Source organism: Paenibacillus anseongensis, assembly GCF_009757995.1.
Taxonomy (GTDB): Bacteria; Bacillota; Bacilli; order Paenibacillales; family NBRC-103111; genus Paenibacillus_E; species Paenibacillus_E chondroitinus.
The window spans coordinates 139,281-153,930 of sequence record NZ_WSEM01000012.1 but is presented as its reverse complement, the minus strand read 5'-3'; the positions used below and the strand labels follow the sequence as shown (position 1 = coordinate 153,930).

General features: G+C 49.7%; 16 protein-coding genes and 1 riboswitch. All 16 genes read left to right on the top strand.

Going from position 1 to position 14,650, the window contains the following annotated elements:
- The first annotated feature begins 35 nt into the window (after window positions 1-35).
- The 16 genes from GON05_RS13105 (at window position 36) to GON05_RS13030 (ending at window position 14,633) form a co-directional block, all read left to right on the top strand.
- A complete protein-coding gene (locus tag GON05_RS13105; protein ID WP_127457311.1) occupies window positions 36-302 on the top strand; it encodes an aspartyl-phosphate phosphatase Spo0E family protein in 267 nt (88 codons plus the stop codon).
- 62 nt (window positions 303-364) lie between these two features.
- The gene (locus tag GON05_RS13100; RefSeq protein WP_127457310.1) at window positions 365-895 is read left to right on the top strand and encodes a hypothetical protein; all 531 of its coding nucleotides are present in this window, start codon (window positions 365-367) and stop codon (window positions 893-895) included.
- A gap of 31 nt (window positions 896-926) precedes the next feature.
- Window positions 927-1,087, top strand: a riboswitch (cobalamin riboswitch).
- Window positions 1,088-1,237: 150 nt separating this feature from the next.
- Window positions 1,238-2,257 carry an ABC transporter substrate-binding protein gene (locus tag GON05_RS13095; RefSeq protein WP_157319554.1) on the top strand — a complete coding sequence of 340 codons (1,020 nt, stop codon included), beginning with the start codon at window positions 1,238-1,240 and terminating at the stop codon, window positions 2,255-2,257.
- Complete coding sequence (locus GON05_RS13090; protein ID WP_157319553.1) at window positions 2,258-3,295, top strand: FecCD family ABC transporter permease; 1,038 nt, start codon at window positions 2,258-2,260, stop codon at window positions 3,293-3,295. It abuts the gene before it with no gap.
- Between the two features lie 5 nt (window positions 3,296-3,300).
- Window positions 3,301-4,077, top strand: coding sequence for a heme ABC transporter ATP-binding protein (locus GON05_RS13085; RefSeq protein WP_181646389.1), 777 nt, complete (start codon window positions 3,301-3,303; stop codon window positions 4,075-4,077).
- A 25-nt stretch (window positions 4,078-4,102) separates the two neighbouring features.
- On the top strand, window positions 4,103-5,182 hold the full coding sequence (gene cobT, locus GON05_RS13080) for a nicotinate-nucleotide--dimethylbenzimidazole phosphoribosyltransferase (RefSeq protein ID WP_157319551.1): 1,080 nt from the start codon (window positions 4,103-4,105) through the stop codon (window positions 5,180-5,182).
- Between the two features lie 27 nt (window positions 5,183-5,209).
- A complete protein-coding gene (gene cobU / locus GON05_RS13075) occupies window positions 5,210-5,791 on the top strand; it encodes a bifunctional adenosylcobinamide kinase/adenosylcobinamide-phosphate guanylyltransferase (protein ID WP_157319550.1) in 582 nt (193 codons plus the stop codon).
- Between the two features lie 23 nt (window positions 5,792-5,814).
- Window positions 5,815-6,789: an adenosylcobinamide-phosphate synthase CbiB gene (gene cbiB / locus GON05_RS13070; RefSeq protein ID WP_157319549.1), complete on the top strand. Its 975-nt coding sequence runs from the start codon at window positions 5,815-5,817 to the stop codon at window positions 6,787-6,789.
- Complete coding sequence (cobS, locus tag GON05_RS13065; protein WP_181646388.1) at window positions 6,765-7,595, top strand: adenosylcobinamide-GDP ribazoletransferase; 831 nt, start codon at window positions 6,765-6,767, stop codon at window positions 7,593-7,595. Before cbiB ends, cobS begins: the two co-directional genes overlap by 25 nt.
- 17 nt (window positions 7,596-7,612) lie before the next feature.
- Window positions 7,613-8,719 (top strand): threonine-phosphate decarboxylase CobD, encoded by a 1,107-nt coding sequence (gene cobD, locus GON05_RS13060; RefSeq protein ID WP_157319548.1) that lies wholly within the window; start codon window positions 7,613-7,615, stop codon window positions 8,717-8,719.
- Entirely contained in the window at window positions 8,712-10,322 is a 1,611-nt protein-coding gene (locus GON05_RS13055; RefSeq protein ID WP_157319547.1) for a cobyric acid synthase, read from the top strand. Before cobD ends, GON05_RS13055 begins: the two co-directional genes overlap by 8 nt.
- Window positions 10,319-10,888, top strand: coding sequence for a cob(I)yrinic acid a,c-diamide adenosyltransferase (locus GON05_RS13050; protein ID WP_127457300.1), 570 nt, complete (start codon window positions 10,319-10,321; stop codon window positions 10,886-10,888). Before GON05_RS13055 ends, GON05_RS13050 begins: the two co-directional genes overlap by 4 nt.
- Window positions 10,885-11,826 carry an RluA family pseudouridine synthase gene (locus tag GON05_RS13045; protein WP_157319546.1) on the top strand — a complete coding sequence of 314 codons (942 nt, stop codon included), beginning with the start codon at window positions 10,885-10,887 and terminating at the stop codon, window positions 11,824-11,826. Before GON05_RS13050 ends, GON05_RS13045 begins: the two co-directional genes overlap by 4 nt.
- Window positions 11,827-11,954: 128 nt before the next feature.
- Complete coding sequence (locus tag GON05_RS13040; RefSeq protein WP_157319545.1) at window positions 11,955-12,320, top strand: arsenate reductase family protein; 366 nt, start codon at window positions 11,955-11,957, stop codon at window positions 12,318-12,320.
- Window positions 12,321-12,327: 7 nt separating this feature from the next.
- Window positions 12,328-13,425, top strand: coding sequence for a site-2 protease family protein (locus tag GON05_RS13035; RefSeq protein WP_157319544.1), 1,098 nt, complete (start codon window positions 12,328-12,330; stop codon window positions 13,423-13,425).
- Window positions 13,426-13,457: 32 nt separating this feature from the next.
- A complete protein-coding gene (locus GON05_RS13030) occupies window positions 13,458-14,633 on the top strand; it encodes an aminotransferase class I/II-fold pyridoxal phosphate-dependent enzyme (RefSeq protein WP_157319543.1) in 1,176 nt (391 codons plus the stop codon).
- Window positions 14,634-14,650 lie beyond the last annotated feature (17 nt).

Here is a 14,650-nt window from a genome sequence, read left to right as displayed (position 1 = left end):
GAAAACTGGTATTCTTGTAGTAAGGAGGGATGAGCATGGCTTTCATGGAATACCAACTATCAACCTATCGAAAACATCTGCAAATTAATGAACAAGATTTCGAACAACGTTGGTTGACTAAGCGTGCTAAGAAACGTAACTCCCTAAACTTATTAGAAGAAGAGATTCATTCTCTGCGACGCAGGTTAGAACAGATGGTTCTGGACGGAGAGGAAATGACATCCGAATCTGTCGTAGAACTCAGTACGATACTTGATCTCAAAATAAATGAATATATGAATAATTGGAAGAAAAGTCGGTGAAAGCCGACTTTTCTCGCGACTATCGATATATTTAGATTCGTATACGGAGGTACTCTTACATCATGAAATTGAAATTTCTAATGGTCATGCTAGTGTCAGCGCTTATGGTGATAGTTGCGGGTTGTGGAGGACCAAAGCCGGATGTTTCTATCTTTGTCATGGGTCAAAATGGATTTCCAAGTGATGCAGGTGAGAAGCTAGAGGCATCTTTAAAATCGAAGATCGGCGAAACTCCTACCGTTAAGCTGAATACCTCTCCCATTTTCTCCATGGAAAAAATGATCGTTGAATTGGCGGCAGGCGGAAACGGCATCTTTATCCTGGCGGATGACCAATTTAAAACATTAAGCAATCAAGCAGGCTTCGTATCTTTGGATGAGACGATTAACCCTTCGGATTATCCGGACGGTGTTATCGAAATTGCGGAAGAGGGCAAGCCCGCCGAAAAGCATCTGTATGGAATTCCGCTCTCAGGCAACAAGTGGATGAAGGAGCAAGGCTTTGAAGGAAAAGGACTTATTGCTTTCATTCCTGTCAATGCCCCGAAAATGGAGGAAGCTAAGCAAGTACTCAAGGTTATTGCACAAAAGTAGCAAGAAGTCTATAATCGACAATTAGATTGATAGTCAAATATGCAGCCATTGGTGCCGGCAACGAATTCACTTATGAATTTCATTGCCGCTTAAAAGGGAAGCCGGTTGAAGTCCGGCGCGGTCCCGCCACTGTAATCCGGAAGAGAAGTATTGCCGGGGAGCCAGGATACCTGCCATGGTGCCGTTACGACATCCTTCGAGGAAAAGGATCGCTTTAAATCAGGAAGCAACGGATTCGTTGCTGAGCACCGCGATTTATCGTCCCCTTTGTTCCTTAGGAACAGAGGGGTTTTTTATTTGGGAATTATCGAAATCACAGGTTTCAGAGAGAGGGGTTACACCATGCAAGTGAAAAAGAACGGGATCAAGAGGACGCTCCTCTTATCGGTTGCTTTAGCGACAGCGGTTAGCTTAGCGGCTTGTGGTAAGCAAGAAGCGGAAATTACGAGTCCATCTAAGCTTGGCGGAGAGACAACGACGGCGCCTACTCCTGCTGCAACAGTAGCTGCGACATCCAAAAAGACGGCGTATCCGCTGAAAATTAAAGATGCAACGGGGAAAGAATTCACTTTTGACAAGGCGCCGGAGCGGATCGCATCGGTTTCTCCTGCAGAAACGGAAGCACTTTTTGCACTTGGATTGGATGATAAGATTGTCGGCGTTTCCGATTTCGATGATTATCCGGAAGCTGCGAAGTCCAAGCCCAAATTGGGAAGTATCACGAAGCCTAACCAGGAAGCTTTGATTGCGACTAATGCGAATATTGTCTTTACAGGTGTCTCGATGAAAGCGGACACGGTTGAAAAACTGCGTGAATCGAACATCAATGTGTTTAAAGTGGAGCCAAAGACATTGGATGATGCGATTGCGAACATTGAAACTTATGGTTTGATTACAGATCGTCAGGAACAAGCTGAGAAAATCGTCTCCAAGATGAAAGCGGATCGTAAGAAGGTTGTCGATGCCGTGAAAGATGTAAAGCAGGAAAATAAGAAAAAAGTATACATAGAATTCAGTCCGGGCTGGACCGTCGGCAGCGGCGAATTCATGGATGAGCTGATCAAACTTTCGGGCGGCATTAATGTAGCCGGCGACGGTAAAGGCTGGTATCAAATCAGCGAAGAGAAAATTATCGCACAAAACCCGGCTGTTATTCTCTTTGCGAATGGTGTCGTAGATACCAAAAGCAAGATGTCGCTTGATGAAATTATTCGCACACGAAGCGGCTGGGATGCTATTGAAGCTGTGAAGAACAAACAGGTAATCGGTCTTGACCAGAACCTGCTGAGCCGTCCGGGACCGAGATTGACCGATGGACTGTTGGAAATGGCGAAAGGCATTTATCCTGAACTGGTGAAATAAATGAAAAAAAAACTAATGCTATGGGGAGGAGTAGGGGTTATACTCCTTCTTCTTTCTATTCTGGCAAGTTTATCGCTGGGAACAGCTAATCTCCCAGTACTACAAATTGCGGGCATCCTAGGGAAGCATATTCCTTGGGCAGGCGATTACATCGACGTCACTTGGCAGCAGTCTGCGGAGCAAATTATAAATAAGGTGCGTTTGCCTCGCGTATTGCTGGGGATTCTGGTAGGGGCCTCTCTCTCCGTTGCCGGAGCTGCTTTCCAGGGCGTACTGCGCAATCCGCTTGCCGATCCATACGCGCTGGGGGTTTCTTCGGGCGCTTCGGTCGGGGCAGCGTTTTTAATCTATTTTGGTCTGCAGATGGCTTTGTTTGGGCAATGGTCGGTTCCGATTGTTGCTTTTGTAACGGGACTTATTTCCCTTTTCCTCGTGCTTAAGCTGGCTCAGATCGATGGCAAGCTGAAGATGGAGACGCTTATTTTGTCCGGCGTTGTCATGCAGGCTTTTCTTGGCGCGATTGTTTCCTTTATGGTTTCGATTTCCAAGCAGGTCATTAATGAAATTGTTTTTTGGTTAATGGGCAGCTTGGCCATGAGGGGCTGGCCGTACATAACGATTATTTCGCCATATTTAGTCATAGGTTTAGTCATACTGCTTAGTTATGCAAGATCATTGAATTTGCTTGCGTTGGGAGAGCGGCAGGCTTCCCATTTGGGAGTAAATGTAGAACGCACGAAGCTGATTGTGCTAATCGTTGCTACATTTATTACGGCGGCAGCTGTCTCTGTAGCAGGTGTTATCGGCTTCGTAGGACTCATCATTCCGCACTTGGTTCGTCTGATCGTCGGTCCGGACTATCGTCTTATTATTCCTTTGTCCGCGATTGGCGGCGGCATCTATGTCTTGTGGGCGGACACGCTCGCTCGTACCTTGCTAAGTCCGACGGAGATTCCGCTTGGAGTTATCACTGCGTTTTTGGGGGCGCCATTTTTTGCCTATTTGCTACATAAGGATAAGAAAACGTTAAGAGGTTGAAAAAGATGATTAAAGTGCAGCAGCTTTCGCAAAGCTTTCATGAACGGCCGGTACTTGAAAATATAAGCTTTGAGGTCCAACACGGTGAGTTTTTTGGCATTATTGGGCCAAATGGCAGCGGGAAATCGACGTTGCTACGCCTTCTTTCCGGGATTGATCCGGTTAAAAATGGCTCGGTAGAGCTGGATGGCCGACCGGCGTCCGCCTATTCACGAAAGGAACTGGCCAGATGGCTGGCCGTTTTGCAGCAGGATGCACTGCCGCCGGTTGGATTCACAATTCGCGAAGTCGTGGAGATGGGCCGTTATCCGTTTCAGAATTGGCTTGGCGAAGATACCGTGGAAGCGGAGCAACTCATCGAAGCGATTATTCGTAAGCTGCAGTTGGAACCGCTTGTTGAACGAACGATTGAGCGTCTCAGCGGCGGCGAGAGGCAGCGGGTCGCGCTTGCGAAAGTCATGGCTCAGCAGCCGCGATTGCTTATGCTGGATGAGCCCACAACCTTTTTGGATATTGGGTATCAAGTACAGATGATGGATTATATTCGTGAATGGCAGCGCGAGTCGCAGTTAACCGTAGTGGCGGTTCTTCATGACTTGAATTTGGCCTCGCAATACTGTACACGGTTAATGGTGATACATAACGGAGAATTGGCAGCGATAGGAACGCCAGATGAGATTATTACAAGCAAATTAATTACAGAGGTCTATGGAACAGAACCTATTGTTCTGCAGCACCCAACGAACCAAGCACCACAGATTTTATTGCAGCCGGGAAAATAATGAACTTGGTAACGGAGGAATGGAAATGAGTAAATTGCAAACGATGATCGGAGCTATTGAGCCTATTCATGCAGATATGGTGGATCAGGCAAATAATCATTTGAATCAACTGACCAAACCACAGGGGAGCTTAGGCAAGTTGGAAGATATTGCACGACAAGTCGCCGGGATTACAGGTGAAGTGAAGCCGTTGTTTGATAAAAAAGCGGTCATTGTGATGGCTGGCGACCATGGTGTCTGTGAGGAAGGCATTAGTGCTTTCCCGGCGGAAGTGACACCGCAGATGGTGCTGAACTTCCTTCATGGCGGTGCAGCGGTTAATGTGCTGGCCAGACATGCTGGGGCAGACGTTGTTTGTGTGGATATGGGGGTTAACGCGGACCTGGAGCATCCGAACCTGGTTTCACGCAAGGTAAGAAAAGGTTCACGCAACATGGCGCGCGAAGCGGCACTTACGTTAGAGGAAACCGTACAAGCGATTGAGGCGGGCATTGAGTTAGTGGATGGCCTGGCTCAGCAGGGCTATCGACTTTTCGCGACCGGTGAAATGGGGATCGGCAACACAACGGCCAGCGCAGCGATTTTATGCGCATTGGGCGGTGTGGATGCTGAAATATCCGTAGGCCGCGGAACGGGCATTGACGACGCGAAATGGCTGCATAAGCGGTCGGTTGTCAACAAGGCGCTGGACGTGAACGGACTTCGTCCGGCGAAGGACAACGCCATAAGCACAAGCGGCGACTTCGCGCTTGAAGTGTTGAGCAAGGTCGGCGGATTGGAGATCGCCGGACTGGTTGGGGTGATTCTGGGCGCAGCGAAGAATCGGTGTCCGGTTGTCGTCGACGGCTACATCTCGTCGGCAGCAGCACTCGTGGCGATCCGATTAGCCCCGCTAAGCGCGTCCTACATGCTCGCCTCGCACTTATCTCAAGAGCAGGGACATGCGAAGATGCTCGAGGCTGTGGGCCTCTCTGCGATGCTGCAGATGGATATGCGCCTGGGCGAAGGAACAGGCGCGGTGCTTGCCTTTAACTTGATCGAAGCCGCAGGCAAGATCATGCGAGAGATGGCGACATTCGAAAGCGCAGGCGTGTCGCGGGAGTAGACAGCCTGAGAAGGAGGCGGAGGCGCCATGGCGGTTTTGGTAACGGGCGGCGCGCGCAGCGGCAAGAGCTCTTTTGCAGAGAAGCTCGCGATGCATGGTAGCGAGCGTGGGATCTATATCGCGACCTCCCACATCTACGATGAGGAAATGAGGGAGCGGGTTCGTCTGCACCAGCAGACGAGGCTCAGTTCGGGGTATCCATGGGATACCCGGGAGGAGCCGTTTCGGCTGTGCGAGCTCTTGCAGCAGCTGGACGAGAGCGGCGAGGAGGCGGTCGTACTGGTCGATTGCTTAACACTCTGGTTAAGCAACTGGCTGCTCCAGTATGAAGGCGAGCAGGACGCTTCCACTTTGGTAATGAAGCAGGTTGAGCAACTGGTGGATACAGTGTCTGGTTACCGTGGACGTGGACAGCTCATCATGGTAACGAATGAAGTCGGAGACGGCATTGTGCCGGAATACCCGCTTGGCCGCAGCTTCCGCGATTTGGCCGGAAGAATGAACCAGCGGTTAGCTGAGGTGTGCGAGCAGGTATTCCTGGTAACGGTCGGGATCCCTATTGAACTGAAAAGCATGGCTTACCGGCTGGATGGAAGCAAGCAGCCTTAAGAGGATCGGTGCGGTGATAACTGATGTGGATTTATTCCTGGCAGGAGATCGTCAGTATGACGGCTGCTGCTATTGTACTGGATTGGCTTATTGGCGATCCGAGATGGCCGACGCATCCCGTTATTCTTATCGGGCGTTGGATTCGCTGGATGGAAGGGTTACTGCGCAGTAAAAGCGACTCACCCACGAGTGAAAAATTTAAAGGAGTACTGCTTACAACTACTACTTTGATTATCAGCACGGGGAGTGTATTCGTCCTCGTTCTAGCCGCGCGTTCGGTTCACGAATGGCTCGGTTACGCCGTCTGTACGTGGTTGATTTCAACGACGATTGCGATCAAGGGACTCAAGGATGCCGCGTATCTCGTGTACAATCCGCTGCGCAAAGGCGAACTTGCCGACGCTCGCAAGTATACGGGCTACATCGTCGGCCGCGATACGGAAGCCTTGGACGAAGAAGAGCTAACGCGCGCGGTCGTGGAGACTGTGGCGGAGAACATCGTTGACGCGGTGATTTCGCCGCTCTTCTATGCGCTGATCGGCGGAGCGCCGCTCGCTATGCTATACCGGGCATCGAATACGTTGGATTCGATGGTCGGCTACCGAAATGATCGTTACCGTCATTTCGGCTGGGCGTCGGCCCGCTGGGACGACGCTATGAACTGGATCCCGGCCAGGCTGACCGGCCTCCTGCTGATCCTCGTCGCCCTGCTGCAGCCGGGCCTCTCGGCGAAGCGCGCAGCGGCGGCGATACGCCGCTTCGCGCACCTGCACCCCAGCCCGAATAGCGGAATTCCGGAGTCGGCGGTCGCCGGGGCACTCGGAATTGAGCTTGGCGGGCTGAACGTCTATGGCGGCGTAGCGAGCGAGCGCGCCCGCCTGGGCTGGCCGCTGCGTCCGCGGACGCAGCAGGATATTGTCTACGCCGTCAGGATGCTTTACGGCGTCAGCTTTGTAGTGATGGGAGGATTGCTGTGCATACTGCTCGTATTGTTCTAGATTGGCTGCGTGCTTGCATCGCAGCCTTTCAATTTCTAACACGTTTGCCGATTCCCGTGCAAATAACCTATACAGACCTTGTCTTTCGGCGCAGTGTGGTCTTCTATCCGCTAGCCGGCGGCGTGATAGGTCTCCTGCTGCTTCTCGCGAGTGAAGGTCTAAGCCTGTTCCTTCCTCCACTTCCGGCAGCAGTACTGCTTCTGGGACTTTGGGTTGTTTTGACAGGCGGACTGCATCTGGATGGCCTAATGGACACCGCAGACGGTATCCTCAGCCATAGACCGCGCGAGCAAATGCTCGAAATCATGAAGGACAGCCGTGTTGGAGCGATGGGCGTCATTGTGGCCGTGCTTCATTTGCTGCTCAAGTTCGCGCTTCTCTACACGCTGCTGGAGTCCAATCGGTGGGATGGAGCTACTGGGATTAGGGGATATTTGCTGCTGGCGATTGTCCCAGTTTGGAGCAGATGGTTTATGACAGCAGCCATTCAGGGGTGGCCTTACGCGAGGAAAGAGTCGGGTTTAGGCAGTTTTTTTCAGGGAGTAACAAAGTGGCATGTTGCCATTTCATTAGTAGTAGCCCTGTTTACGACTACTCTTTTTGTTTATTTTGGCGATACCGTTTCGGATGCAGCCGTTTGGCCTGTCCCTCTCTATTTTGCCTGTGCCACTTGGTTGGCAGGCTGGCTGTTTGCGACTTACATCAGCCGTAAATTAGGGGGGCTGACCGGAGATACCTATGGTGCTTTGAACGAGCTGCTTGAAGCGATTCTCCTGCTTGGCGTCGTTATTTGTGCAACACCATAAAGAAAGGAGTGGAATTCATGTTAGAACGCTACGGACACGGAGGCGATCTCTGGACTGCTGAAGAAGCGTTCGGCCGGTCGAGAGATGAATTTCTTGATTTTAGCTCAAATATGAATCCGTTGGGACCGCCTCCTGCTATGAAAGGGATATGGATGGACGCCTGGAGGGATGTCGTGAAGTATCCAGATCCTGCGGTCCGTGAATTGCGCCGTAAGCTCGCTCAGAAATATGAAATCGAGATGGAAAGCATCTTGGTCGGCAATGGGGCCGCAGAGCTGATTGATTTGACAGCAAGGGTATTGAAGCCATCCGTGACGGGGCTTGCAAGGCCGTCATTCAGTGAATATGAGGAAGCGATTCACAAAACAGGCGGCAGGATTTACAATATCCCACTGCGTTCATCCTATCAGTTTGAATTGCAGCAGCAGGATGTGGAAGCCGCAATACCGGCTGTAGATCTTTTTTTCCTGGGCCACCCGAACAATCCGACAGGCCGGCTGCTTCCTCGACACGTCGTAGATAGCCTTCTAGAGAGTGGTCGCAGCTGTGTGCTCGATGAGGCGTTCATGGATTTTGTGCCCAATGAGCAGGAACACTCGTTGCTTAAGCTGGCTTCAACGAGCCGGAAGCTCATTGTTATTCGTTCGATGACGAAATTTTATTCGATTCCAGGCATTCGGCTAGGGTTTATGGTGGCGCACCCGGACTTGATTCGGGAAATCAGGCAGCAGCAAGTGCAGTGGAGCGTTAATTATTTGGCTCAGCGCATCGGTACGGCTGTCCTTGAGGATGAGGAGTTTGAGCTGGCGAGCCGCCATTGGCTGCAGGATGAGAAAGCATGGCTCACTGGACAGCTGCAGCAATTGGGCTTAAATGTAGTGCCTACGGATGTGAACTTTGTATTATTTTCTTTTCCTCCGGCACTAGGCTTAACGGTAAAGCAGGCGCAAAAACTTATGGGACAAATGGGGATTTTGATTAGAGATGCCTCGCTATTTGAAGGCTTGGATGAACAATATTGCCGAGTCGCGATTCGGCTTCGCGAAGACAATGAGCGGTTAATTGAAGGGCTCCGGCAGACAGTGGCAGCTTTGGCACAGAATCGAGGTAGAACGCATGGCTAAAGCCGCAACGTTAATGATTCAAGGCACAGCTTCAGATGTTGGCAAAAGCATTCTTACGGCAGCATTATGCCGTATTCTCGTTCAGGATGGCTGGCAGACAGCCCCTTTTAAATCACAAAATATGTCGCTTAATTCCTACGTGACCTTTGACGGGAAAGAGATCGGAAGGGCTCAAGGCGTACAGGCTGATGCCTGCCGCATTTTAGCTACAACGGATATGAATCCCATTTTGCTTAAGCCGAAGCAGGATATGGTCGCCCAGGTGATCGTGCACGGCAAGCCATACTCTGATTTAGATGCAAGGACCTATCGCGAGTCGTATCTGCCGAAGGCGGAAGCGATTGTCAAAGACGCCTTAGGCCGGCTGCGCAGCGAATATGAGATTGTGGTGCTGGAGGGTGCGGGAAGCCCTGCCGAAGTTAACCTGAAAGATCGCGACATCGTTAACATGCGTTTGGCTGGATGGGCGGATGCGCCCGTGCTTCTCGTCGCCGATATCGATCGCGGTGGTGTCTTTGCATCGATTGTAGGGACGCTGGAAATTTTGACGCCGGAAGAACGAGATCGTGTAAAAGGTTTTATCATTAATAAGTTCCGTGGGGATGTCAGCCTGCTGAAACCGGGGTTGGATTGGTTGGAGGAAAAGACAGGGAAACCAGTGTTAGGCGTGATCCCCTATTTGCCGCAGCTTGGCATTGAGGATGAAGATTCCGCTTCCCTGGATTCCAAACGTATGCAGAAGAGGGCTCAAAGATTGCCTGAGAAAGCAAAGGATCAGCTGGATGTTGCTGTGATTCGCTTGCCTCGTTTATCTAATTTTACGGATTTTGATCCGCTGCAGGAAGAAAAAGATGTTTATTTCAGATACATTACGCATCTCTCTGATTGGGGAGATCCCGACGTTGTCTTGCTCCCGGGAAGCAAAAATACGATGGATGATCTGCGGCACTTGAACGAGTCCGGCTTGGCTGCGCGTATCAAAACGTTTGCGTTATCCGAGAATGGATGGGTCACCGGCATTTGTGCGGGTTATCAGATGCTTGGCATTAGGCTGCTTGATCCGCAGGGCTATGAATCCAATCATCCTGAGCTTGAGGGAATCGGGCTTTTGCCGACAGAGACCGTGTTTACTCCGGACAAACGTACGGTTCAAGTGCAGGGTAGTTCCTCGCTTTTTGCAGATGACGCTGATGCTGATGCCTTCCGGATGTTCGAAATTGATGGATATGAAATCCATATGGGGCGAACACGGTTTTTGGAAGATGTCGTCATGCCTTTTCAAATTAGAGCGTATACCAATGATGAGGCTATTGCCTCGGATCATGTGCTGCACGGAGACGGAGCAGCTGTGAAACAAGGACGTGTTTGGGGGACTTATGTGCACGGCATTTTGCATAATGATGATTTTCGGAGAGCATGGTTAAACCGGATTCGGAAAATGAAAGGGCTCACGCCTGTTGACGGGGGCTTGCGCTTCAAAGAACGCAGAGAGGCCGCGTTTGATAGGCTGGCTGACCATGTTAGAAGTCACTTGGATATGCAGCGCGTTTATGAGATGATGAAGATATCACAGCCTTGTCAAAGGGAGGACGTCATAGAATGAAAATTTATACTCGCACCGGGGATGCCGGACAGACAGGCGTAATTGGCGGTCGTGTGGATAAAGACGATGCTCGTGTTGAAGCATACGGCACGACGGACGAATTGAATTGTTATGTAGGTCAGGCAATGAGCTTTATGGACCCGGCCAAATATCCGGATCTTCTGCCGGATTTGCTTCAGGTGCAGCATGAGCTGTTCGATTGCGGGTCGGATCTTGCGTTATTGAAACAGGAGCTGCGTCCGTACAAAGTTACTGCAGCAATGGTGGATGCTCTTGAAGCATGGATCGATAAATACGATGCGGAAACGCCGGATATTACGCGGTTTATTTTGCCTGGAGGCGGAAGTGTGTCCTCTACGCTGCATGTATGCCGCACGGTTTGCCGCAGAGCTGAACGCAGGGTTGTCACCCTCGCACGCACACAGGAAATTAATCCGGAAGTACGCAGATACTTGAACCGGCTGTCCGATTTGTTCTTTACGATTGCCCGCACAGCGAATCACCGCGAAGGAATTGCTGATGTGGAGTATGTACGCAGCGCCGAGGTGTTTAGACGTAAATCATGAGCTATTATGAACCGCTAGTATATATGGTGCCGCCTGAGGAAGAAGGTTTCATTCTGAAGACGGTGCTGCAAAAAAGATTGATGGTCTCGCGCAAGCTGCTGTCCCGCATTAAATTGACGGAACAAGGCATTACTGTGAATGGCGTCAGGCAGTACATTAATATTAAGGTGAAAGCAGGAGACCGTGTAGAGATCCGTATGGAGGAGGAAGCGTCCGAGGATATTTTGCCGCAAGACCTTCCTCTGCATATTCTTCATGAAGATGAGCATCTGCTAATCCTGGCCAAAGACGCAGGGATTATCGTGCATCCCACACATGGACACTACGTCAATACGATTGCTAACGGTGTCGTGTATCACTGGCAGCAGGCTGGCAGCACATGCCGTTTCCGCCCTGTGCATCGGCTGGATCAAGAAACATCCGGTGTATTGGCAATCGCCAAGACGCCATATGTGCACCAGCAAATATCCGAGCAGATGATACAGCATCAGGTGAAAAAGGAATACTTGGCCTTTGTTTGGGGACGTTTTGAGGAAACGAAAGGCACGATTAACGAGCCTATCGACCGCGATCCCGAACAACCGCATGTCCGTATCGTCACTCCGGAGGGTTATTCGGCCGTCACCCATTATGAAGTCGTGGAACAATATGTGCAGGCTGCTTTAGTTCGAATCTGGCTCGAGACCGGGAGAACGCACCAAATTCGCGTGCATATGCGGCACCTAGGTCACCCGTTAATCGGGGACAAAATGTATACATTGCCCGAATTTGAGACGAGCCCGGCGGCTGAAGAGGCTGGCAAGAGACTGAGCCGGCAGGCACTGCATGCTTTCAGGCTCGGCTTTGTTCATCCTGGGACAAGGGAATGGGCAGAATTTAACGCTCCGCTTCCTGCAGATTTAGCCGATTTGCAAGCGTGGCTACAAAAAAATAACTAGTTTTACAAAAACCATCCAAATTTTAGGATGGTTTTTGTTTGGAATAACTTGACTTTCGAATTAAATTAGCCCAAAATTTTAAGTAATTATGAATTAGCTTTCCACTTACATAAAGGAGTCCTTACATCATGAGAGTAAAAGTATTTTGCTATGATAAATGTGGCACCTGCCGAGCAGCCCTGAAATGGCTAAAAGCGCATGACGTCGAAATCACGGAGAACGTTCCGTTATTCGAGACGCCACCTTCTGCAGCCGAATTGGCCAAGTTGATAAGCGACAGCGGGCTTGGTATCAAGAAGTTTTTTAACACCTCTGGTGAAGTGTACAAAGAAATGAATTTGAAAGATAAGCTCCCGGGCATGACGGAAGAGCAAATGTTGGAACTGTTAGCTTCAAACGGCAGACTGATCAAACGTCCTATTGTAACAGATGGTGCGAAAGTCACGGTTGGCTTTAAAGAAGCTGAATTTGAGGAAGCATGGGCAAGGGGGTGAGGTGAGGTTGGATGAGAAGCAGAAACCACCACGCAAAAAATCACCGCTAGCCATAGGCGGTTTCCTCGCGGTTTTGCTATCGCAAGGAAAGCTGCTTTTGGCAGCCTTAAAATTCGGCAAGATCGGCGGGGCCGTCATTTCGATGTTTATTACGGTTTGGGCTTACGCCCAACTAGCTCCTCTTCCTACTGCTATCGGGGTTGTAGTAATGATTCTGATTCATGAACTCGGTCATGTTTTAGCGGCAAAGTTGAAAGGGCTTCCTGTCTCGGCGCCTGTTTTTATTCCGTTCCTTGGCGCGTTAATCATGATGAAAAAAAATCCGTCCGATGCAGCAACAGAAGCGTTTGTCGGTATCGGAGGGCCTATTCTCGGGACGGTAGGCGGCGTTGCTGCATTTGCACTAGGCATGTATGTGGATTCCCCTGTTATTGTTTCGATCGCTTATGCTGCGTTTTACCTGAATTTAATTAATTTATTGCCGATTCATCCGTTGGATGGTGGCCGAATTGCAACGGCTGTCACCCGTTGGTTATGGATTGTTGGTTTAATTGGCGGTTTAGTGTTTATATTTTATCTAGACCATTATGTGAATCAGCTTATTTTCTTTGCGATCTGGGCGATGTTTGCCTGGGATTTGTATAAGAAATACGTGAAATACAGACATAAAGAGCAGTTAGTTTCCGTTGCTACCCGTTTTGAATTTGCTGCTGACCATTTACTTCAGCAAGGGTATATGATACCTGGCGAGAATCACACCCGTGATTTGGATTTTACGACGTATTCGGATTTACAGGGCGTAGGTGACGGCAGGCAAACGATTGTCATGTACTGGCAAGGAATCGGTTTTGAAGGACAGGCCTATTTGCCTCAGCAAGCCTTGATTCGAAGAGTGCAGCTTGTCAAAGTAGACCGTTTGCAGAAAGAAAGTGGATTTTATCTAGGTCTGCAGGTACAGGTCGATTTTACACCTTTAGGCATTCAGGAGCGGTACTATGAGGTTCCGGCCAAAACCCGTTGGAAATTCGGAGCAGCTTATTTCGGGCTCATTTTATTTTTACTTTATATGATCAGACTGGTTCATCAAGCAGGAATTATGGATTGACTGTTTAATACAACATAACGAGGATAACTATCATGACAATTGTAGGATCAAAACGGCTTAGCCAGCTAGGATCGGCTATTTTTTCGGAAGTGGCGGATTGGAAGAGAGAGGTTATGAAGCAAGGGGTAGACGTCATAGATTTAGGTATAGGAAGTCCTGACCTACCGCCGTCTGAACGCATTATTGAAGCCATTACAGAGGCTGTGCGCAACCCGGCACACTATGGATATCCAACATCGGAGGGAAGCTTAGCCTTTCGTGAAGCGGTAGCTAGATGGTACCAGTTCCGATTCGGTGTAGAGCTTAATCCCGATAATGAAATTTTAACATTAATGGGTTCTCAAGATGGTCTTGCTCATTTGGCGCTTTCACTCTGTGATCCTGGGGACATTGCTATTGTTCCCGATCCAGGTTACCCCATATATTCGGCAAGTCTCGTGCTAGCGGGAGTTGAGCCTTACTTGCTTCCCCTGCGCGCTGCAAATGATTTTTTGCCCCAATTAGATGACATCCCAGTAGACGTGGCTGCCAAAGCGAAATTCATCCTGTTAAACTATCCGAGCAATCCGTTGTCTGCTGTTGCAGATCGTGCTTTTTTTGAGCATTTGATAGCTTATGCCAAAAAGCATGAATTGCTTGTCGTACACGATCTAGCCTACTCTGAAATGGCTTTTGACGGCTTTAAACCGATCAGCATTTTAGAGGTCGAGGGCGCTAAGGAGGTTGCTGTCGAGTTTCATTCACTGTCCAAAAGCTTTAATATGGCAGGTTGTCGGATCGCGTTCCTAACTGGAAATGCGGCTGCGGTAAAAGCGCTGCGAACGCTCAAATCGAATATCGATTATGGCGTATTCGGAGCCATCCAAGCGGCCGGAATTGCAGCATTAGAAGAAGATATGGAACACGATCATTCCGTTGCCGGCGTTTATGAAAGAAGACGAAATGTGTTTATTTCGGCTTTAGCAGATGCCGGTTGGAGGATACCGCCACCCAAGGCAACCATGTTTATCTGGGCACCCATTCCAAAAGGATGGACATCTCGACAAATTTCCCGGGAAATGCTGTTCCGTGCCGGTGTCGTTGTTATACCTGGAGACGCTTTCGGAGCAGAAGGAGAAGGCTTTGTACGAATTGCTTTGGTGCAGGATGAAGCCAGATTACTTGAGGCGGCAAGACGCATAGGCGATTGGCTTCGAACCGTAGAATGAAAATTAGAGATTTTGGT